The following is a 21,679-nucleotide window of genomic DNA, read 5'->3' on the forward strand; positions in this document are numbered from 1 at the left end:
CCGGCTCAATCGGGGCGATAGGTGGAGCCTGCACGGGCAAGTCCCTACAATCGCGCCATTGCCGAAGGAGACAAGCCGATGCTGATGGTGATTTCGCCCGCCAAGACCCTGGACTACGAAACCCCACCGGTCACCGACCGCTACACCCAACCCCGCCACCTGGACCACGCCCAGGAGCTGATCCAGCAACTGCGCACCCTGGCCCCGGCCGACATCGCCGAACTGATGCACCTGTCCGACAAGCTCGCCGGCCTCAACGCCGCGCGCTACGGCAGCTGGCACCCCGATTTCACCCCGGAGAACGCCAAGCAGGCCCTGCTGGCCTTCAAGGGCGACGTCTACACCGGCCTCGACGCCGAAAGCTTCGCCGAAGCCGACTTCGACTTCGCCCAGCGCCACCTGCGCATGCTCTCCGGCCTCTACGGCCTGCTGCGCCCGCTGGACCTGATGCAGCCCTATCGCCTGGAAATGGGCACCAAGCTGGCCAACCCCCGGGGCAAGGACCTCTACGCCTTCTGGGGCGAGCGCATCAGCACCTGGCTCAACGAAGCCCTGGCCGAACAGGGCGACAACGTCCTGCTCAACCTGGCCTCCAACGAGTACTTCAGCGCCGTGAAGCGCAAGGTGCTGGACGCCCGCATCATCGACACCGAATTCAAGGACCTGAAGAACGGCCAGTACAAGATCATCAGCTTCTACGCCAAGAAGGCCCGCGGCCTGATGGCCCGCTACGTGATCAAGGAGCGCCTCACCGACCCGCAGGGCCTGAAGGACTTCGACTACCAGGGCTACCGCTTCGCCGCCGAAGCCTCCAGCGAGAACAAGCTGGTGTTCCTGCGCGACACCCCGCAGGACTGACCCGCCCCCTCGCCCCTCCTCCCCGGAGGGGCACGTGCCTCCCCCCGCTTATGCCCCCGACCCGATGAAGGGTCTTATAACCATCCCGCCCAACGCACTTCCCACTTCACCGCTTGCCGGCAGACTTTGATATCACCGTGCAATAACGGTAGCGGCCTACCAGCGAATACTTTTCCAACTTCCTTCACGCCCTCTAGCACGCGCCCTACAGCGCAAACCCGCGCCACGCCTGGCGTTTGAAAGTTTGAACTTTTCCGCAAGTTATAAGTAAGCAAACTTTGCCATCATTGTGATGCCAAACTTACCACTCATCGAAAAAGTGAAACGCCGCAAAATATTGACGAATGGCCGGAACTATCCAAACAGCCCCACACTCATAAACCGCGACACATAATTCTTCATATTTCCGTTTCTTACTGACTATGAAAACTGCCCCCGCTATCGGAGCACTCCGAGGGGGTAGTTATGCGTAACGGAAAGTTCCACTTGAACAAGGAGTGCAACGCCATTTTCGACGAGTGACATAAAAACCAAGGGCCAGAGCCGTTGAGGTGATCAGTCCAGGACTCTCTGGAGCCAGCGTCATTACAGGCTCCGCTTCAGGTACCCGCAGTTTCGGTGCCCGGTATCCGTCATGCCTGCACGCAGTAGAAAGTTGCTGTTTGGTGACAACTGCAGAAACGGCCGTGGCTAATAAGCCACTTATTAACACGTACTAAATGGAATGAGGTGATAGCGATGCGTATCAGCATCTTTGGTTTGGGCTACGTCGGTGCAGTATGTGCCGGTTGCCTGTCCGCTCGTGGTCATGAAGTTGTCGGCGTGGATGTTTCCAGCACCAAGATCGACCTGATCAACAAAGGCAAATCCCCCATCGTCGAACCGGGCCTGGAAGAGCTGCTGCAGCAGGGCCTGAAGACCAACCGCCTGCGCGGCACCACCGACGTCGCCGCCGCCGTACGCGATACCGACATGTCCTTCATCTGCGTCGGCACCCCGAGCAAGAAGAACGGCGACCTGGGCCTGGAATACATCGAAGGCGTCTGCCGCGAGATCGGCTTCGCCCTGCGCGACAAGGCCGAGCGCCACACCGTCGTGGTCCGCAGCACCGTCCTGCCGGGCACCGTGAAGAACGTGGTGATCCCGATCATCGAAGACTGCTCCGGCAAGCAGGCCGGCGTCGACTTCGGCGTCGCGGTGAACCCCGAGTTCCTGCGCGAAAGCACCGCCATCAAGGACTACGACTTCCCGCCCATGACCGTCATTGGCGAGCTGGACAAGACGTCCGGCGACCTGCTGGAAACCCTCTACCGCGAACTGGACGCCCCGATCATCCGCAAGGACATCGAGGTCGCCGAGATGATCAAGTACACCTGCAACGTCTGGCACGCCGCCAAGGTCACCTTCGCCAACGAGATCGGCAACATCGCCAAGGCCGTCGGCGTCGATGGCCGCGAAGTGATGGACGTGGTCTGCCAGGACCACAAGCTCAACCTCTCCAAGTACTACATGCGCCCCGGCTTCGCCTTCGGCGGCTCCTGCCTGCCCAAGGACGTGCGCGCCCTCAGCTACCGCGCCAGCTCCCTGGACGTCGAAGCCCCGTTGATCGGCTCGCTGATGCGCAGCAACTCGGCCCAGGTGCAGAAGGCCTTCGACATCATCGCCGCCCAGGACAAGCGCAAGGTTGCCCTGCTCGGCCTGTCGTTCAAGGCCGGCACCGACGACCTGCGCGAGAGCCCCCTGGTGGAGCTGGCCGAAATGCTCATCGGCAAGGGCTTCGACCTGCGCATCTACGACCGCAACGTCGAATACGCCCGCGTCCACGGCGCCAACAAGGACTACATCGAATCGAAGATCCCCCACGTCTCGTCCCTGCTCGACAGTGACTTCGACGGCGTCGTCGACAACGCCGACGTGATCGTCCTGGGCAACCGCGACGAACTCTTCGCCCCCCTTGCCCAGCGCGCCCCCGAAGGCAAGCACGTGATCGACCTGGTGGGCTTCATGCCCAAGGCCAGCCACGGCAACGCCGAAGGCATCTGCTGGTAACCGCGACCGCTTCAGCGCAACGCGATGACGCACCTTGGGCGAGCGAAACAATGACAAGCAGCGCCCACGCCCGAGGTCCGTCCAGCGTTCACGAAGGAATGGATGAATCAATGGACAAGCTCAAGCGAAGCCTCACCGAGGCAGCCGGCTGGCTGTTCTTCCTGACGGGCCTGATGCTGCTCGCGCTGGCGCTGCCCCGCTCGGTGTTCGATCCCGAGTCCAAGCACTTCCTGCTGCTCATCGGCGTGGTCGGTATCTGGCGCTATTCCATGGGCGCCCTGCACTTCCTGCGCGGCACCCTGTTCCTCTACGTCGTCTACCCCTGGCAGCGCCGCCAGGTGCGCAAGCTCGGCGCAGCGGCCGACCCGTCCCACGTCTACCTGCTGGTCACCAGCTTCCGCATCGACGCCCTGACCACCGCCATGGTCTACCGCTCGGTGATCCAGGAAGCCATCGACTGCGGCTACCCCACCACCGTGGTCTGCTCCATCGTCGAACTCTCCGACGAGCTGCTGATCAAGAACCAGTGGAACCGCCTGGCCCCACCGGAGCGCGTCAAGCTGGACTTCGTGCGCATCCCCGGCACCGGCAAGCGCGACGGCCTGGCCTACGGCTTCCGCGCCATCTCCCGGCAACTGCCCGACGACGACGCCGTGGTCGCCGTGGTGGACGGCGACACCGTGCTCACCCAGGGCGTGGTGAAGAAGACCGTGCCCTGGTTCAAGTACTTCCCCAACGTCGGCGGCCTCACCACCAACGAGTTCTGCGAGGTGCGCGGCAGCTACCTGATGAGCGAATGGCACAAGCTGCGCTTCGCCCAGCGCCACATCAACATGTGCTCCATGGCGCTCTCCAAGCGCGTGCTGACCATGACCGGGCGCATGTCGGTGTTCCGCGCCAAGGTGGTCACCGACCCCGGCTTCATCGCCGACGTGGAGAGCGACCACCTCGACCACTGGCGCCTGGGCCGCTTCCAGTTCCTCACCGGTGACGACAAGTCCAGCTGGTACAGCCTGATGCGCCTGGGCTACGACACCTTCTACGTGCCGGACGCCGCCATCAACACCGTCGAGCACCCGCCGGAGAAGAGCTTCATCAAGGCCAGCCGCAAGCTGATGTTCCGCTGGTACGGCAACAACCTGCGGCAGAACACCCGCGCCCTGGCCCTCGGCCCGCGCCGCCTCGGCTGGTTCACCACCCTGGTGCTCAGCGACCAGCGCGTGTCCATGTGGACCTGCCTGCTGGGCCTGGCCGTCGCGGTGATCGCCAGCCTCAAGTACAGCATCGCCTACCTCCTGGTGTACCTGCTGTGGATCGGCCTCACCCGCTTCATCCTCACCCTGCTGCTGAGCGTTTCAGGGCACCCCATAGGACCGGCCTACCCGCTGATCCTCTATTACAACCAGATCGTCGGCGCGCTGGTGAAGATCTACGTCTTCTTCCGCCTGGACCAGCAGTCCTGGACGCGCCAGAACACCAAGCTCAACCGGGACCTGGCCAGCTTCACCCGCTGGTTCAACACCTGGTCTTCCCGTGCCATGACCTTCACCGCCACCAGCGTCTTCGTAGCCACGCTGATGGCGTTCGTGTGACCGAACCCGATAGGAAATCCAGACCATGAATACAGCCGTCAACGTCAATGTGGTGCACGAATCCGAAGCCCAGCGCCAGCACGCCCGGGTCAAGCTCCCGGCCAAGGTGCGCTACCTGGTGGGCAAGGAGCGCGTCGAGCACCGCCTGCTCGACCTCTCCGCCGGCGGGTTCGCCTTCCAGGTGGAACCGGGGCAGAAGGTGCAGGTGGGCGACTACCACCAGGGCCGCATGCAGTTCCAGGTGGACAACCTCAGCCTCGGCCTGGACGTCGAGTTCCAGGTGCGCTTCCTCGACCCCCAGCAGGAGCGCGCCGGCTGCCAGTTCCACAACCTCAAGCCGCGTGACATCGCCACCCTGCGCTACCTGATCAGCGCCCACCTCTCGGGCGAAGTGGTCAGCGCCGGCGACATCCTCAACACCCTGCAGCGCGAGAACTTCACCAAGCCGCGCAAGAACGGCAGCGGCGGCGGCATGGGCATGTTCGGCCGCCTGCGCGCCGTCACCTTCAGCGCCGGCCTGTTCCTCGTCGGCCTGGCCGCCTTCGGCTTCATCTTCAAATCGCTCTACGGCCTGTACTTCGTCACCCACGCCGAATCCGGCATGGTCGCCGTGCCCGCCATGCAGGTCACCATGCCCCGCGAAGGCACCGTGCAGAGCCTGATCGGCGGCGAAGGCGCCGTGGTGCAGAAGGGCGCCCCGATCGCCTCCTTCTCCGCCACCATGCTGGAGATGCTCAAGGGCCACCTGACCGACGACCAGCTCGCCCCCGCCAACGTCGAGGAACTGTTCGGCAAGCAGATGAAGGGCACCCTCACCAGCCCCTGCAACTGCAAGGTCGCCCGCCAGCTGGTGGCTGACGGCCAGTTCGCCGGCAAGGGCGACGTGATCTTCGAACTGGTGCCCCAGGACTTCGAAGCCACCGTCAGCGCCCGCTTCCCCTACCGCAACTTCGCCCAGGCCAAGCCCGGCGCCAGCGTCACCTTCCAGGTGGCCGGCGAAGACACCCCGCGCCACGGCAAGATCATCAGCTCCAGCCTGATCGACAGCGGCCTGTCCTCCGACATCCGCGTCGTCATCCAGCCCGACCAGGTACTGGACAGCAAGCTCGCCGGGCAGCCCGTCGAAGTCAGCATCGACCGCGGTCCCTCCTTCGACTGGATGATCAACCGCGCCCTGGCGGCCGGCTTCTGAGGAGGACACCCGTGGCGACCCTTCCCTCCCGCACCCTGCTGCTCGGCGTCGCCGTCGCGCTGGCCGGCTGCGCCGGCCTGCCCGACCAGCGGCTGGCCAGCGAAGCACTCAAGCGCGGCGACACCGCCACCGCCGAGCGCAACTTCCGTCAGCTCGCCGAGCTCGGCTACGTCAACGCCCAGGTCGGCCTCGCCGACCTGCAGGTGGACAGTGGCGACCCGGAGCAGATGCGCCAGGCCGAGCAGACCTACCGCCAGGCCATGGACCAGTCGCCGCGCGCCAAGGCCCGCCTCGGCAAGCTGCTGGCGCGCAAGCCCGACGGCACCCCGGCCGAACGCCAGGAAGCCGCCCATCTGCTGGAAGACGCCTACAAGGCCGGCGAGCCCAACAGCCTGCTGCCCCTGGTGATGCTCTACCTCACCTTCCCCCAGGACTTCCCCGGCGTGAACGTGCAGCAGCGCATCGCCCAGTGGCGCGCCGACGGCCAGCCCCAGGCCGAGCTGGCGCAGATCCTCTACTACCGGACCCAGGGCACCTACGACCAGCACCTGGCCGAGATCGAGGACATCTGCACCCGCAACCTGCAGCAGGCCGACGCCTGCTACGTCGAACTGGCCACCGTCTACAGCAAGCAGGGCAAGGGCGACGAGCGCCAGGCCCTGGTGGAGCAGGTCATGGCCCGCTACGCCGCCGGCACCCTGCCCGCCCAGCGCGTCGACTCGGTGGCCCAGGTGCTGGCCGACGCCGAGCTGGGCAAGCCTGACGAAGGCAAGTCCCAGGACATGCTCGAACGCATCGCCCCGGCCTACCCGCCGGCCTGGGTCAGCCTCGCCAAGCTGCTCTACGAGTACCCGGGCCTGGGCGACATCGACAAGATGATGGAGTACCTCGACCACGGCCGCGAAGCCGCCCAGCCGCGCGCCGAACTGCTGCTCGGCCGCCTCTACTACGAAGGCAAGCTGGTCCCCCTGGACCCGGTGAAAGCCGAGCGCCACCTGCTCAAGGCCTCCGCCACCGAGCCCACCGCCAACTACCTGCTGGGGCAGATCTACATCCGCGGCTACCTCGGCGACATCGACCCGGACAAGGCCCTGGACTACCTGCTGAGCGCCGCCCGCGGCGGCCAGATCAACGCCGACTACGCCCTCGGCCAACTGTTCGCCCAGGGCAAGGGCATCCGCCCCGACCTGGTCAACGCCTATGTCTTCAGCCAACTGGCGCTGCCCAAGAACACCCCGCAGGCCATCGAACTGGCGCAGACCGTGGAACAGCAGCTGAGCCCCGCCGACCGCGCCCGCGCCGAACAGCGCCTGCGCGAGGAACGCCAGTTCCGCGGCGTCGCCCTGCAGGACACCACGCAGATGCAGGCCATGCAGACCCCTTGAAGGAACCGACATGAAATTCAACCTCTGGACGACCGCCAGCCTCGGCCTGGGCCTCACGCTTCTTTCCACCAGCAGCGCCTTCGCCGTGCAGATGAGCGACAAGAACTTCGGCCTCGACATCAAGATCACCGCCCAGTCCGAGGACGACCGCGACCTCGGCACCCAGAAGGGTGGCGACGTCAGCGGCGTGGGTATCGACCTGCGCCCCTGGGTCTACGCCGAACGGGGTGACTGGAGCGCCTTCGCCATGGGCCAGGCCGTCAGCGCCACCGACATCGTCGAGACCGACACCCTGCAATCCAGCGACACCGACGGGGAACAGGGCGCGCGCGACGACGGCCGCCAGCCGGACAAGAGCTACCTCGCCCTGCGCGAATTCTGGGTCGACTACGGCGGCCTCACCGCCTACCCCGGCGAACACCTGCGCTTCGGCCGCCAGCGCGTGCGCAGCGCCGAAGGCACCTGGTGGGACACCAACATCGAAGCCCTGCGCTGGAGCTTCGACACCACTCTGCTGACCGCCCACGTCGGCGTCGCCGAACGCTTCAGCGAATACCGCACCGACCTCGACGAACTGGCCCCCGAAGACAAGGACCGCCAGCACGTCTTCGGCGACATCGCCACCCAGTGGGCCCCGGGCCACTGGGTCGGCCTCAAGGTCCACCACAGCCGCGACAACGGCAGCCTGCCCGACGCCGGCGAGGTGGTGGAGCCCCTGGACAAGCGCTACACCGGCGACCTCACCTGGGTCGGCATCGACGCCGATGGCGGCTTCTTCGACCGGCGCTCCACCGCCCCGCTGAACTACTGGGCCCAGGCCACCTGGCTCACCGGCGACACCGACGAACTGACCCAGAGCGTGGTCGGTGACCAGCGCCTCGCCAGCGGCTCGCGCAACGTCGACGTCAACGCCTGGGGCGTCGACCTCGGCCTGCGCTGGAACCTCTCCGAGCAATGGAAGGTCGGCGGTGCCTACGCCCGTGGCAGCGGCGGCGGTGACGACGACAGCTCCCGCCAGTTCCGCCAGACCGGCATGGAGAGCAACCGCTCCAACTTCACCGGCACCGAAGCCCGCATGCACCGCTTCGGCGAAGCCTTCCGCGGCGAGCTGAGCAACCTGCAGGTGGCCACCGCCTTCACCTCCTGGCAGCTGCACGACGACTACGACGCCAGCCTCGTCTACCACCGCTTCTGGCGCGTGGACGACAACCAGGACGTCGGCCAGGCCGGCATCACCGCCCCGCTGGAGGACGGCGAGAAGGACATCGGCCAGGAAGTCGACCTGGTGGTGACCCGCTACTTCCGCCAGGGCCTGCTGCCCGCCGGGATGGCCGAGCACCTGGACGATGCCTCCGCCCTCGTGCGCTTCCGTGGCGGCGTGTTCAAGCCGGGCGATGCCTACGGCAGCGGCACCGACTCGCTCATGCACCGCGCCTTCGTCGACTTCATCTGGCGCTTCTGATGCCAGCGAGCCCAGGGAGAACAGCCATGCCCAACCTCCTCGCAACCCCCCGGCCGCTCAGCGGCCTGGTGCTCGGCGCGCTGCTGGCCAGCGCCCCGTGGGTGCACGCGGCCGAGCCGGCCAAGGGCCTCAAGGAAACCAAGAACTACACCGTCACCAGCGCCCCGGTGGACCAGCTCCACCTGGACCCGCCCGAGCTGCCCGACCTCTCCGGCTACACCCGCCAAGCCATCGAGGCCAAGGTGGACCGCCGCACCGCCGGCAAGGTGGTGGTCCGGCGCATGCTCCAGCAGGACGCCCTGAAGGACTTCATCGGCGGCAACGAGCGCATGCGCGAATGGGTCAGCCGCCAGCGCGGCATGCCCCAGGCGATCTTCATCGAAGGCGGCTTCGTCACCCCGGCCGACCTGGCCAAGGCCCTGCCCGACAGCCAGTTCGCCGAAACCGCACCGGGCGTCTACATCGCCCGCCTGCCGGTGGTGGTGGCCCAGGGCGCCAGCCTGCGCATCGGCGAAGAGACCCGTGACTTCCGCCTGTCCCAGGAGCGCGGCGCGTTCCTGGTCAACGACGGCAAGCTGTTCATCACCGGCACCAAGCTGACGGCCTGGCGCGAGCAGGACGACACCCCGGCCTGGTTCCGCAAGCCCTCGGAGTTCCGCCCGTTCCTGGTCTCCTGGGGCGGCAGCGAGCTGTACATCGCCGACAGCACCGTCACCAGCCTCGGCTACGACAACTCCAAGTCCTACGGCGTCTCCATCACCCAGTACACCCCCGGCATGCACGAGCGCCTCAAGCGCCCGGAACCCACCGGCTGGCTGGTGAACTCGGAGTTCGTCGACCACTGGTACGGCTTCTACTGCTACGAAGCCCGCGACGTGGTCATCAAGGGCAATACCTACCGCGACAACATCGTCTACGGCATCGACCCCCACGACCGTTCCCACGGCCTGGTCATCGCCGAGAACACCGTCCACGGCACCAGGAAGAAGCACGGCATCATCATCTCCCGCGAGGTGGACGACAGCTGGATCATCAACAACAAGACCTACGACAACAAACTGTCGGGCATCGTCATCGACCGCAACTCGGTGAACAACCTGGTGGCCTACAACGAGGTCTACCAGAACCATTCCGACGGCATCACCCTCTACGAGAGCTCCAACAACCTGCTGTGGGGCAACAAGATCGTCGGCAACCAGCGCCACGGCATCCGCCTGCGCAACAGCGTCAACATCCGCCTGTACGAGAACCTGTCCATGGCCAACGGCCTGACCGGCGTCTACGGGCACATCAAGGACCTGTCCAACACCGACCGCGACATCGAGCTGGACCCCTTCGACACCAAGGTCTCGATGATCGTGGTCGGCGGCAAGCTCGCCGGTAACGGCTCCTCGCCCCTGTCCATCGACTCCCCCCTCTCCGTGGAGCTGTACCGCGTGGAAATGCTCGCCCCGAGCAAATCCACCGGCATCAGCTTCGCCGGCGTACTGGGCGAGAAACAGGAGGAAATCCTCGACCTGATGGTGCGCCGCAACAAAGCGGTGCTCATCGACCCCGTCGAAAGCCAGGCCGAACTCCAGGATTGAGGCACACACCACCATGCACAGACACCCCATGAAATGGCTCGCCCCCTCCACCCTCGCCGCTGCCCTGCTGGCCGCGTCCCAGGGAGCCTGGGCCGCGCCCGAGTACAGCGTGCAGCGCACCGGCCCCCTGTGCGCCGTCGCCCAGGACCCGAGCGTGTACAACACCAAGTACCTGAGCTTCTTCACCGCCCTGGTCCAGGGCCGTGGCGACTGGCTGTTCCGCACCCGCTACGACCTGCGCACCGACTTCGGCACCAGCGCCTTCGGCTACAGCGAATTCAAGCGCCTGCGCGACGCGCTCAAGGCCAAGGGCGTCGAGCTGATGGTGGTCTACCAGCCGACCCGTGGCCTGGTGAACCGCGAGCAGCTCACCGAAGCGGAAAAGGCCCGCTTCGACTACGACCTGGCGAAGAAGAACTACCTCAAGGCCGTGGACGACTTCCGCAAGACCGGCATCTGGGTCACCGACCTCTCGCCGCTGTTCGACGAGAAGGGCGTAGACACCGACTACTACTTCAAGGCCGACCACCACTGGACCCCGGCCGGCGCCAACCGCACCGCCAAGCTGGTGGCCGAGACGCTGAAGCAGATGCCCGGCTTCGACGAGATCCCCAAGAAGACCTTCGACAGCAAGGTCGTCGGCCTGCTGCCCAAGGCCGGCACCCTGCACAAGACCGCCGGCCAGCTCTGCGGCACCACCTACGCCACCCAGTACGTCGACCGCTACGAGACCGAAGCCTCGGGCGACGGCGCCGCCGGCGATGCCCTGTTCGGCGACGAGTCGAACCCGCAGATCGTCCTGGTGGGCACCAGCAACAGCGGCCCGGCCTACAACTTCGCCGGCTTCCTGCAGCAGCACAGCGGCGCCGAGGTGCTCAACATGGCGGTCAGCGGCGGCGGCTTCGACAGCGCCCTGCTGCAGTACATGAGCAGCCCGGAATTCCACGAGCACCCGCCCAAGATCATCATCTGGGAGTTCGCCACCCACTACGACATGGCGCAGAAGAGCTTCTACCGCCAGGCCCTGCCGCTGGTGAACAACGGCTGCGAGGGCCAGCCGGCGGTGATGCACCGCAAGGTGCGCATGAAGCCCGGCGCCAACGAAGTCTTCGTCAACGGCCAGAACCAGCCGATCAAGGACATCCGTGGCGGCGACTACCAGGTGGACCTGACCTTCAGCGACCCGACCGTTCACGAGTCCAAGGCCACCGTCTGGTACCTCAACGGCCGCCGCGAGAACTTCAAGATCGAACAGAGCGACCGCGTCGACACCGGCGGCCGCTACGCCTTCGAACTGCGCAACGACCCCGACTGGCGGGACCTCAACGTCCTCGCCCTGGAAATCCACAGCCCCGAAGAGATGCCTGAGAACCTCAGCGTCGACGTGACCCTGTGCAAGCGCCCAGGCCACTCGGGTGAACACCTCGCGGCCAAGGCCGAGTGAGGAAGGAGGTCATCATGAAACCCCGACTCCGGTTGCTCGCCCCCTGCCTGTTCGGCAGCGCCCTGCTCGGCCCGCTCGCCCACGCCGGCGACCTGGTCCCGCCCTCGGGCTACTACGCCCCGGTGGAGGTCGACGAGCACAAGGCCGACAGCTGCGAAGCCCCGCCGCCGCCCTACACCGGCAAGCTGGAGTTCCGCAGCAAGTACGAGGGTTCCAACCAGGCCCGCGCCACCCTCAACCTCACGGCGGAACGGGCCTTCCGCGACAGCACCGCCGACATCACCCGCATGGAGCGCGGGGTCAACAAGATGGTCATGGCGTACATGCGCGACGGCCAGCGCGCGCAACTGGAGTGCGCCCTGCAGTGGATGGGCAGCTGGGCCCAGGCCAACGCCCTGCAGAGCACCGAGTACAACCACACCGGCAAGTCGATCCGCAAATGGGCGCTGGGCAGCCTGTCCTCCGCCTACCTGCGGCTGAAGTTCTCCAACTCCCACCCGCTGGCCGGCTACACCCAGCAGAGCCAGCAGATCGAGTCCTGGTTCTCGCGCCTGGCCGACCAGACGGTGCACGACTGGAGCGGCCTGCCGCTGAAGAAGATCAACAACCACTCCTACTGGGCCGCCTGGTCGGTGATGGCCACCGCCGTCGCCACCAACCGCCGCGACCTCTTCGACTGGTCCGTCGCCCAGTTCCGCGTCGCCGCCAGCCAGGTGGACAAGGACGGCTTCCTGCCCAACGAACTCAAGCGCGAGCAGCGCGCCCTGGCCTACCACAACTACAGCCTGCCGCCGCTGGCCATGATCGCCGCCTTCGCCCAGGCCAACGGCGTGGACCTGCGCAACGAGAACGATGGCGCCCTGCGCCGCCTCGGCGAAAAGGTCATCGCCGGGGTGGATGACCAGGAACCCTTCGACGACAGGACCGGCAAGGACCAGGACATGGAGGACCTGGAGAAGCGCGCCAAGTTCGCCTGGCTCGAACCCTGGTGCGCGCTCTATGGCTGCAAGCCCGAGACCCTGCGCTGGAAGGACTCCATGGCCCCCTACAAGACCTTCCGCCTGGGCGGCGACATCACCCAGGTGTTCCACCCGAAGAAGGAGGGCGGCAGCGGCAGCTGACCCGGTGCCCTCCCCCACCGGGGGAGCCACCTGACGCAACGAACCGACCGCGCGGCAGACGCGGCGGCGCAAGGATTTGAACGCCACACCCTGGGGAGGGAATGGCGGGTCGCACACCGGGCTGGAACGTCCGGCGGCGGCCCAGAAAGTTACGTACAAGTGGAGAGACTCGGATGGTCTTTTCTTCAAACGTGTTCCTGTTCCTGTTCCTGCCGATCTTCCTCGGCTTGTACTACCTGGTCGGGACACGCTATCGAAACCTGCTCCTGCTCATCGCCAGCTACGTGTTCTACGCCTGGTGGCGGATCGACTTCCTGGCCCTGTTCGCCGCCGTCACGGTGTTCAACTACTGGATCGGCCTGCGCATCGGCGCCGCCGGGGTGCGCACCAAGCCCGCGCAGCGCTGGTTGCTGCTCGGCGTCGCGGTGGACCTGTGCGTGCTGGGCTACTTCAAGTACGCCAACTTCGGCGTGGAGACCTTCAACGCGATCTTCACCCAGTTCGGCATGGAGCCCTTCGTCATCACCCACATCCTGTTGCCGATCGGGATCTCGTTCTACATCTTCGAGTCCATCAGCTACATCATCGACGTGTACCGGGGCGACACCCCGGCCACCCGCAACCTGGTGGACTTCGCCGCCTTCGTGGCGATCTTCCCGCACCTGATCGCCGGCCCCGTGCTGCGCTTCCGCGACCTGGTGGACCAGTTCAACCACCGCACCCACACCGTCGACAAGTTCGCCGAGGGCTGCACCCGGTTCATGCAGGGCTTCATCAAGAAGGTCTTCATCGCCGACAGCATCGCGCCCATCGCCGACCACTGCTTCGCCCTCTCCGACCCGACCACGGGGGATGCCTGGCTCGGCGCCCTGGCCTACACCGCGCAGCTGTACTTCGACTTCTCCGGCTACAGCGACATGGCCATCGGCCTCGGCCTGATGATGGGCTTCCGCTTCATGGAGAACTTCAACCAGCCCTACATCAGCCAGTCCATCACCGAGTTCTGGCGGCGCTGGCACATCAGCCTCTCCACCTGGCTGCGGGACTACCTGTACATCAGCCTGGGCGGCAACCGCGGCACCACCTTCCAGACCTACCGCAACCTGTTCCTCACCATGCTGCTGGGTGGCCTGTGGCACGGCGCCAACTTCACCTACATCATCTGGGGCGCCTGGCACGGCGCCTGGCTGGCCATCGAACGCGCCCTGGGCGTGGACGCCGCGCCGAAGGTGATCAACCCGCTGCGCTGGGCCTTCACCTTCCTGCTGGTGGTGATCGGCTGGGTGATCTTCCGCGCCGAGAACCTCGACGTCGCCTGGCGCATGTACGCCGCCATGTTCAGCTTCGGCGAACTGGGCCTCTCCGAACTCAACCGCGCCCAGCTCACCAGCCTGCAGATCGCCACCCTGGTACTGGCCTACGTCGTGCTGGCCTGGTTCGGCATCCGCCAGTTCCATGCCAAGCCGCTGACCGGTGCGCCCAAGGCCCGTGCCGACGAACACGTCGACGCCAACGGCCCGGCCACCGCCCAGCCGCGCAGCCCGCAGGCCGCCGCCGACGACCCGGCCGCCATCGCCTATTCCCCCAGCGGCGCCCTGGTCTGGCAACAGACCTGGATGACCCAGCTGCCGGTGCTGGCCACCCGTGTCGCCCTGCTGCTGCTGTTCGCCGCGTCGATCCTGAAGCTCTCGGCGCAGAGCTTCTCCCCCTTCCTCTACTTCCAGTTCTGAAGGGAGCGCACACATGAGCAGAACTGCAAACACCCTCTACATCGTGGCCTTCGCCGGCATGCTGCTGGCCCTGAGCCTGTGGTCCATGCGCGGCATCGTCGGCTTCAGCGTCGCCAAGGAAACCACCGTGCTCAACGGCAAGCTGGCCCACGCCTTCGAGAAGCACTACGACGATGAATTCCCCATCAAGCAGATCGGCACCAACCTCTGGGCCCTGGTGGACTACGGCCTGTTCGGCGAAGGCCGCCAGGGCGTGGTGATCGGCCAGGACGGCTGGCTGTTCTCCGACGAGGAGTTCGACCCGGTGGCCGAAGGCGAGCGCCACCTGCAGGAGAACCTGGCGCTGATCCAGGGCGTGCGCGACGAGCTGGACAGCCGCGGCATCAAGCTGGTGCTGGCCATCGTCCCGTCCAAGTCGCGGCTGTATCCCGAGCACGTCGGCGAAGCCCGCCCCACCGCCCTGCGCCAGGACCTCTACGCCCACTTCCGTGGCGCCGTGCGCAAGGCCGGGATCATCGCCCCGGACCTGCTCGGCCCGCTGGAACAGGCCAAGAACAACGGCCAGGTGTTCCTGCGCACCGACACCCACTGGACGCCCCAGGGCGCCGAAGTGGTGGCCCAGCGCCTGGGCCAGGTGGTACGCGAGCGCGTCAGCCTCTCCGGCAGCGACCAGGCCTTCGTCACCGAAGCGGTGAAGAACGAGGACTACAAGGGCGACCTGACCCGCTTCCTGCCGCTCGACCCGCTGTTCGCCGACCTGATGCCCGCCCCGGACACCCTGCAGAAGCGTGAGACCCGCGCCGCAGGCGAGGAGGAATCCGGCGACCTGTTCGGTGACAGCAGCGTGCCGGTGGCCCTGGTGGGCACCAGCTACAGCGCCAACCCCAACTGGAACTTCGCCGGCGCCCTGCGCCAGTCCCTGCAGCGCGACCTGGTGAACCACGCCGAGGACGGCCACGGCCCGATCCTGCCGATGCTCAAGTACCTCAAGAGCGACGAGCTGAAGGACGCCGCCCCCGAGCTGGTGATCTGGGAATTCCCCGAGCGCTACCTGCCCATGCCCAACGACCTGAGCGAGTTCGACCCGCAGTGGATCGCCCAGCTGCGCAAGGGCGCCCCCGGCGAGCGCGTCGCCGCCACCCATTAACGAACGGGCCTTCGGGTCCCAAGCGCCATGCGCATTGCACCAAAGGAGGAAACACCATGAACCGACAGAAGCAACGCACCTGGACGTCGTACGCCTGCGCCCTGGCCCTGGGCGTCAGCGCCTTCTCCGCCCTGGCCGATGAAGGCGGCCTCTACGGCCCGCAGGCGCCGAAGGGTTCGGCCTTCGTCCGCGCCTACAACGCCGGTGCCAGCGAACTGGATGTCAGCGTCGGCAACACCGCCCTGAACGACGTCGCCCCGCTGGGCTCCAGCGACTTCAAGTTCCTGCCCGCCGGCAACTACAACGCCCAGGTGGGCAGCGCCAGCGTCCCGGTGAAACTGGAGTCCGACCGCTACTACACCCTGGTCAGCCAGCCGGGCGCCGAGCCCAAGCTGGTGGAAGAGCCGGCCTTCAAGAACAAGCAGAAGGCCCTGCTGCGGGTGCAGAACCTCTCCGACGCCAAGCTCACCCTGAAGACCGCCGACGGCAAGACCGCCGTGGTCGAGGACGTCGCGCCCCAGGGCCGTGGCGAGCGCGAGATCAACCCGGTGAAGGTGGGCCTGGCCCTGTTCGACGGCAACCGCAAGGTCAGCGACCTCAAGCCGGTCTCCCTGCAGCGCGGCGAGGTGGTCTGCCTCTACGTCACCGGCAGCGGCGGCAAGCTCTCCCCGGTCTGGGTCAAGCGCCCCGCCGAGTCCTGATCCGCCCCGCCCGGGGCCCAGGCCCCGGGCCACGCTTCGTACCCGCCGCACGAGACAGTGGGACTACAAGACAGAAACCAGTGATCGATGTGATGAGCAACCTCACAAACGGACAAGCTTCTTAGGAGAAACACCATGATCCCTGTGATCCTTTCTGGCGGTAGCGGCTCCCGGCTCTGGCCCCTTTCGCGCAAGCAGTACCCCAAGCAGTTCCTCGCCCTGACCGGTGAGAAGACCCTGTTCCAGCAGACCCTGCAGCGCCTGGCCTTCGACGGCATGCAGCCGCCGGTGCTGGTGGCCAACAAGGACCACCGCTTCATCGTCCAGGAGCAGCTCGACAGCATCGGCGTCACCCCGCAGGCGATGCTGCTCGAACCCTTCGGCCGCAACACCGCGCCCGCCGTCGCCATCGCCGCCATGCAGCTGCTGGCCGAGGGCCGCGACGAGCTGATGCTGGTGATGCCGGCCGACCACGTGCTGGAAGACCAGCGCGCCTTCCAGCAGGCCCTGGCCCTGGCCACCATCGCCGCCGAGAAGGGCGAGATGGTGCTGTTCGGCGTGCCGGCCCTGCGCCCCGAGACCGGCTACGGCTACATCCGTGGCCAGGCCAGCGGCGAGCTGCCCGAGGGCATCAGCCGAGTCGCCCAGTTCGTCGAGAAACCCGACGCCGAGCGCGCCCAGCAGTACGTCGAGGCCGGTGATTACTTCTGGAACAGCGGCATGTTCCTGTTCCGCGCCAGCCGCTTCCTCGACGAGCTCAAGCACCACGACGTGGACATCTACGACACCTGCCTGCTGGCCCTGGAACGCAGCCAGCGCGAAGGCACCACCGTCACCATCGACGCCGCCACCTTCGCCTGCTGCCCGGACAACTCCATCGACTACGCGGTGATGGAGAAGACCGCCCGCGCCTGCGTGGTGCCGCTCTCCGCCGGCTGGAACGACGTCGGCAGCTGGAGCTCCATCTGGGAAGTCCACGACAAGGACCCCCACGGCAACGTCACCAAAGGCGACGTGGTGGTGCACGACAGCCGCAACTGCCTGGTGCACGGCAACGGCAAGCTGGTGTCGGTGATCGGCCTGGACGACATCGTCGTGGTCGAGACCAAGGACGCGATGATGATCGCCCACCGCGACCGCGTGCAGGACGTCAAGAAGCTGGTCAACGACCTCGACGCCCAGGGCCGCGCGGAAACCCAGAACCACTGCGCCGTGTACCGCCCCTGGGGCTCGTACGACTCGGTGGACATGGGCGGCCGCTTCCAGGTCAAGCACATCACCGTCAAGCCCGGCGCCCAGCTCTCGCTGCAGATGCACCACCACCGCGCCGAGCACTGGATCGTCGTCTCCGGCACCGCCGAGGTGACCTGTGACGACAAGACCTTCCTGCTCACCGAAAACCAGTCGACCTACATCCCCATGACGTCGGTGCACCGCCTGACCAACCCCGGCAAGATCCCCCTGGAGATCATCGAGGTGCAGTCCGGCAGCTACCTGGGCGAGGACGACATCGAACGCCTGGAAGACGTCTACGGCCGCAGTGACAGCGGCGTGCGCGTCAGCCAGGTGTCCACCGCGCGCTGAGGGGCCACGCCCCGGAGCCTCCCTCCCCCATCGGGAGGCTCCCGGCGCCTGTGCCAGCAGGTGCCGCCGCGCGCACCGCCTCACGGGGCCCGGGCCAGGAACGGCCAACGGCCCCGTGCCTTTTACCCCTGCCTGATCACGGATTGCGCTAGCATTGCAGCCTTTCCGTCATGGGCCCTCCTCATGCTCCTCGGCGCCATCCTCCTCTTCGCCTGGCTGATCCTGGTCATCCGCCACCCGGCCAAGGCGCTGCCCATCTCCCTGGCTGCGGTGCTGGTCATCGGGCTCATGGCCGCCTGGGTGCTGTGGGAAGAGCGCCTGGTGAACGAACAGCTGGCCCGCCTCGACGTCCGCCTCGCCTACCAGCCCGACCAGTGCCCCGCCGACCGCCCGCTGAAGATCAGCGTGCACAACGGCAGCAGCACCACCCTGCTGGACCTCGCCTGGATCGTGCAGGCCTACCGCCCGGGCGACGACCTCAACCTCGCCGAATCCCCCTACGAGGCCGAGCGCAGCCTCGGCCCGCCACGCCTGCAGGCTGGTGCCGACTGGCAGGACTGCCTGCCGCTGCCGCCGCTGCGCCGTGGCTATCGAGCCGACACGCTGGAGTTCCGCGCCGAACGATTGCATGGCAGATTCGCCGACTGATCGACTTCCACCACAACAAGACCAACAAGGAAATTCGCAATGAGCCAACCCGTTGCCCTCATCACCGGCTGCTCCAGCGGCATCGGCAGGGCCCTGGCCGACGCCTTCAAGGCCGCCGGCTACAGCGTCTGGGCCTGCGCCCGCAAGGCCAACGACGTGGACGCGCTGAACGTCGCCGGCTTCACCGGCGTGCAGCTGGACGTCAACGACGAAGCCGCCGTGGCGCGCCTGGGTGAGCGCCTGCAGCAGGAAACGGGTCGGCTCGACGTGCTCATCAACAACGCCGGCTACGGCGCCATGGGCCCGTTGCTGGACGGCGGCACCGAGGGCCTGCGCCGGCAGTTCGAGACCAACGTGTTCTCCCTGGTCGGCCTCACCCGCGCCTGCTTCCCCGTGCTGCGCGCCAGCCGTGGCCTGGTGGTCAACATCGGCAGCGTCTCCGGCGTGCTGGTCACCCCCTTCGCCGGCGCCTACTGCGCCTCCAAGGCCGCCGTGCACGCCCTCTCCGACGCCCTGCGCCTGGAACTGGCGCCCTTCGGCATCGAGGTCATGGAAGTGCAGCCCGGCGCCATCGCCTCCAGCTTCGGCGCCAACGCCAGCCGCGAAGCCGAATCGCTGATCGCCGAAGGCTCGCCCTGGTGGCCGCTGCGCGACGGCATCCGCGCCCGGGCCCGCGCCTCCCAGGACAACCCCACCCCCGCCACCGAATTCGCCCGCGACCTGTTCAACGCCATCCAGCACCACCCGCGCCCGCGCCTGCTGCGCCTGGGCAACGGCAGCCGCGCCCTGCCGCTGCTGGCCAGCCTGGTGCCCAAGGGCCTGCTGGAAGCGGTGCTGAAGAAACGCTTCGGCCTCAACGTGGCCCTGGAGCGCTCGTGAACGCGCCCCGCCCACTGGCCCTGCGCTACGTGGTGATCGGCGGCGTGGCCCTGGCCATGCTGCTCAACCTCGCCCTGCGCAGCCTGGTGCACCTCGGCGGGCTGCTGGCCACCCTGGTGATCGCCGGCGCCACCGCCCTGCTCATCGCCCTCGCCTTCCGCCTGCTGTACAAGCGCCCGCCGACCCGGGGCGAAGCCTGGCGCATCGTCCTCGGCTACGGCGCCCTGCTCGGCGTGCTCTACCTCGGCCTGCTGGGCATGATGACCCTGCAGAACGCCCCCGGCCCCATGGCCATCGCCCTGTTCGTCCTGCACTACCTCTGCTACCCCGTCCTCGCCGGCCTCGTGCTCCTGCACCGCCGCTGACCCGCGTTGCGCCTCGCTCGGTCCTCATCACGGTGATGCGGTTCGCCGAGCTCACCGCATCCTACGACCCCGCTCCGTCCGTAGGATGGGCTGAGCTGTGCGAAGCCCATCGTGACCGGCTCATGGGCCGCTGGGGTCTCATGCATCCCCGCCAATGATGCGGTTCGCCGAGCTCACCGCATCCTACGGCCCCGCTCCATCCGTAGGATGGGCTGAGCTGCGCGAAGCCCATCGTGACCGGCTCATGGGCCGCTGGGGTCTCATGCATCCTCGCCAATGATGCGGTTCGCCGAGCTCACCGCATCTTACGGCCCCGCTCCATCCGTAGGATGGGCTGAGCTGTGCGAAGCCCATCGTGACGGGCTACGGACGAGGGGCTTCGGGATTCCTGGGCACGCGAATGGAAGCCCGCCCCACGCGCCGTGAAAACGTCGGAACCCTCACCCCCGCTACCTCACTAAAGAGGAGAACAAGGGGGACACGATGGACTACCTCGACCTGCTGCAATGGCCGGCCATGCTGGTCACCGTGGCCGCCGCCTGGCTGATCGGCTCGAAGACAACCGCCCGGCGACACATCGGTTTCTGGGTCTTCCTGGCCAGCAACGCCCTGTGGATCGCCTGGGGCCTGCACGCCCACGCCTGGGCGCTGATCGTCCTGCAACTGTGCCTGGCGGCAATGAACCTGCGCGGCGCGAAAAAGGCCGACGAAACCAGCGACTAGTGACTGGCCATGCCGGGCAATGCCAAGGCCAGCACCCGACCGTAGCCGGGACTTCAGTCCGGGAACACCCGACACCGCTCCCGGGCTGAAGCCCGGGCTACGGAACGGGCAGCGATAAACCTGCGCGGAGCAAAGAAAGCCGACGAGGCCAGCGGCTGGCCATGCCGGGCAATGCCAAGGCCAGCACCCGACCGTAGCCCGGACTTCAGTCCGGGAACACCCGGCACCGCTCCCGGGCTGAAGCCCGGGCTACGGAACGGGCAGCGATGAACCTGCCCGGAGGGCTAGCGGTTGGCCGTGTCGCGTGACGGCACGGCCAGCACCAGGATCGCCAGGACCACCGCCCCAATCCCCAGCCCCTGGGACAGCCCCAGCGGCTCCCCCAGCAGCCCGGCCGCCAGCGCCACTGCCGTAAGCGGGGCCACCGCCGTGAAGGTGGCCGCCTCCCCGCCGCTGACCCGCGACGAGCCGGCGTACCAGAGCAGGAAGCCCGCCGCCGTCGGCACCCAGGCGTACCACGCCAGCGCCCCCAGGGATGCCGGTGCAGGCCAGGCCAACGGTCCCTCCAGCAGGGCCGCCGGCGCCGACACCAGCAGCCCGAGGACGACCATGGCCGTGGCCTGCTGCACCGCGCCCAGCGGCTGGCGCATGCGCTTGTTGAGCAGGATGAACGCGCTCTCGCACAGCACCGCGCCGAACACGCAGAGCATCCCGAACCCGCTGCCCGGCCCGCTGGCCTTCCAGGCCACCGCCATCACCCCCAGGGTCGCCAAGGCCACGCTGGCCACCTGCCGCAGCCCAGGCCGCTCCCCCAGTACCAGCACCGAGAACAGCGCGGACACCGCCGGCAAGGTGCCGATGATCACCCCCGCATCCGCCGCCGGCAGGTGGGCCAGGCCCATCACCAGCAGCACCGTGTAGCCCACGCTGCCAGCGGCGGCCTGGAGCACCAGCAACACGCGGTCCCCCGCCCCCAGGCGCGGCCACGCTGCGCCCTGGCGCCGCAGCAGCCACAGCATCACCGGCAGGGCCAGGGCGAAGCGCAGTGCGGTGGCCTGGAACGGCGGCACGCTGCCCGCCAGGACCTTGGAAGCGATGACCGTGGTGCCCACCGTCATCATCGCCAGTGACAGCAGCAGATAGCCTTGCGCACGTCTCGACACCCCAACCTCCCGAATAGCCTCTCGCTGGATTGCGAGGCCCTATTCAGGCC

18 protein-coding genes are annotated in these 21,679 nt (G+C 67.1%); 17 read left to right on the forward strand and 1 reads right to left on the reverse strand.

Annotated elements, in window-relative coordinates; translation table 11 throughout:
• Positions 1 to 78: 78 nt before the first annotated feature.
• The 17 genes from yaaA to PotMrB4_RS23225 all read left to right on the forward strand — a co-directional run bounded on the left by yaaA (position 79) and on the right by PotMrB4_RS23225 (position 20,466).
• The gene (gene yaaA / locus PotMrB4_RS23145; RefSeq protein ID WP_172434592.1) at positions 79 to 858 is read left to right on the forward strand and encodes a peroxide stress protein YaaA; all 780 of its coding nucleotides are present in this window, start codon (positions 79 to 81) and stop codon (positions 856 to 858) included.
• Positions 859 to 1,596: 738 nt separating this feature from the next.
• Complete coding sequence (gene algD, locus PotMrB4_RS23150; protein WP_044411749.1) at positions 1,597 to 2,907, forward strand: GDP-mannose 6-dehydrogenase; 1,311 nt, start codon at positions 1,597 to 1,599, stop codon at positions 2,905 to 2,907.
• A gap of 110 nt (positions 2,908 to 3,017) precedes the next feature.
• Complete coding sequence (alg8, locus tag PotMrB4_RS23155; RefSeq protein ID WP_044411752.1) at positions 3,018 to 4,499, forward strand: mannuronan synthase; 1,482 nt, start codon at positions 3,018 to 3,020, stop codon at positions 4,497 to 4,499.
• A gap of 25 nt (positions 4,500 to 4,524) precedes the next feature.
• Positions 4,525 to 5,691, forward strand: a complete 1,167-nt coding sequence (locus tag PotMrB4_RS23160; RefSeq protein ID WP_044411755.1) for an alginate biosynthesis protein Alg44 — start codon at positions 4,525 to 4,527, stop codon at positions 5,689 to 5,691.
• Positions 5,692 to 5,702: 11 nt separating this feature from the next.
• On the forward strand, positions 5,703 to 7,076 hold the full coding sequence (gene algK / locus PotMrB4_RS23165) for an alginate biosynthesis TPR repeat lipoprotein AlgK (protein ID WP_172434593.1): 1,374 nt from the start codon (positions 5,703 to 5,705) through the stop codon (positions 7,074 to 7,076).
• A 10-nt stretch (positions 7,077 to 7,086) separates the two neighbouring features.
• Positions 7,087 to 8,538, forward strand: a complete 1,452-nt coding sequence (locus PotMrB4_RS23170; protein ID WP_172434594.1) for an alginate export family protein — start codon at positions 7,087 to 7,089, stop codon at positions 8,536 to 8,538.
• A 26-nt stretch (positions 8,539 to 8,564) separates the two neighbouring features.
• On the forward strand, positions 8,565 to 10,124 hold the full coding sequence (algG, locus tag PotMrB4_RS23175; RefSeq protein ID WP_142014808.1) for a mannuronan 5-epimerase AlgG: 1,560 nt from the start codon (positions 8,565 to 8,567) through the stop codon (positions 10,122 to 10,124).
• Between the two features lie 13 nt (positions 10,125 to 10,137).
• The gene (locus PotMrB4_RS23180; protein ID WP_044411767.1) at positions 10,138 to 11,568 is read left to right on the forward strand and encodes an alginate O-acetyltransferase; all 1,431 of its coding nucleotides are present in this window, start codon (positions 10,138 to 10,140) and stop codon (positions 11,566 to 11,568) included.
• A gap of 14 nt (positions 11,569 to 11,582) precedes the next feature.
• Positions 11,583 to 12,689, forward strand: coding sequence for a mannuronate-specific alginate lyase (locus PotMrB4_RS23185; protein ID WP_172434595.1), 1,107 nt, complete (start codon positions 11,583 to 11,585; stop codon positions 12,687 to 12,689).
• 173 nt (positions 12,690 to 12,862) lie between these two features.
• Positions 12,863 to 14,419 carry an MBOAT family O-acyltransferase gene (locus tag PotMrB4_RS23190; protein ID WP_172434596.1) on the forward strand — a complete coding sequence of 519 codons (1,557 nt, stop codon included), beginning with the start codon at positions 12,863 to 12,865 and terminating at the stop codon, positions 14,417 to 14,419.
• Positions 14,420 to 14,432: 13 nt separating this feature from the next.
• The gene (locus PotMrB4_RS23195) at positions 14,433 to 15,566 is read left to right on the forward strand and encodes an alginate O-acetyltransferase (protein WP_160482969.1); all 1,134 of its coding nucleotides are present in this window, start codon (positions 14,433 to 14,435) and stop codon (positions 15,564 to 15,566) included.
• A gap of 56 nt (positions 15,567 to 15,622) precedes the next feature.
• Positions 15,623 to 16,267 carry an alginate O-acetyltransferase AlgF gene (locus tag PotMrB4_RS23200; RefSeq protein WP_142014789.1) on the forward strand — a complete coding sequence of 215 codons (645 nt, stop codon included), beginning with the start codon at positions 15,623 to 15,625 and terminating at the stop codon, positions 16,265 to 16,267.
• 135 nt (positions 16,268 to 16,402) lie between these two features.
• A complete protein-coding gene (locus tag PotMrB4_RS23205; protein WP_044411782.1) occupies positions 16,403 to 17,851 on the forward strand; it encodes a mannose-1-phosphate guanylyltransferase/mannose-6-phosphate isomerase in 1,449 nt (482 codons plus the stop codon).
• Positions 17,852 to 18,034: 183 nt separating this feature from the next.
• On the forward strand, positions 18,035 to 18,499 hold the full coding sequence (locus tag PotMrB4_RS23210; protein WP_107330904.1) for a multidrug transporter: 465 nt from the start codon (positions 18,035 to 18,037) through the stop codon (positions 18,497 to 18,499).
• A 39-nt stretch (positions 18,500 to 18,538) separates the two neighbouring features.
• Positions 18,539 to 19,378, forward strand: coding sequence for an SDR family oxidoreductase (locus PotMrB4_RS23215; RefSeq protein ID WP_074970770.1), 840 nt, complete (start codon positions 18,539 to 18,541; stop codon positions 19,376 to 19,378).
• Entirely contained in the window at positions 19,375 to 19,743 is a 369-nt protein-coding gene (locus PotMrB4_RS23220; protein WP_044411790.1) for a hypothetical protein, read from the forward strand. Before PotMrB4_RS23215 ends, PotMrB4_RS23220 begins: the two co-directional genes overlap by 4 nt.
• Before the next feature lie 483 nt (positions 19,744 to 20,226).
• Positions 20,227 to 20,466, forward strand: a complete 240-nt coding sequence (locus PotMrB4_RS23225; protein WP_172434597.1) for a hypothetical protein — start codon at positions 20,227 to 20,229, stop codon at positions 20,464 to 20,466.
• A gap of 284 nt (positions 20,467 to 20,750) precedes the next feature.
• Here PotMrB4_RS23225 and PotMrB4_RS23230 read toward each other — a convergent pair whose 3' ends face one another.
• Positions 20,751 to 21,629 (reverse strand): DMT family transporter, encoded by an 879-nt coding sequence (locus PotMrB4_RS23230; RefSeq protein ID WP_172434598.1) that lies wholly within the window; start codon positions 21,627 to 21,629, stop codon positions 20,751 to 20,753.
• Between the last annotated feature and the right edge of the window lie 50 nt (positions 21,630 to 21,679).

This window comes from Metapseudomonas otitidis, from assembly GCF_011397855.1.
In the GTDB taxonomy this organism is placed as follows: Bacteria; Pseudomonadota; Gammaproteobacteria; order Pseudomonadales; family Pseudomonadaceae; genus Metapseudomonas; species Metapseudomonas otitidis.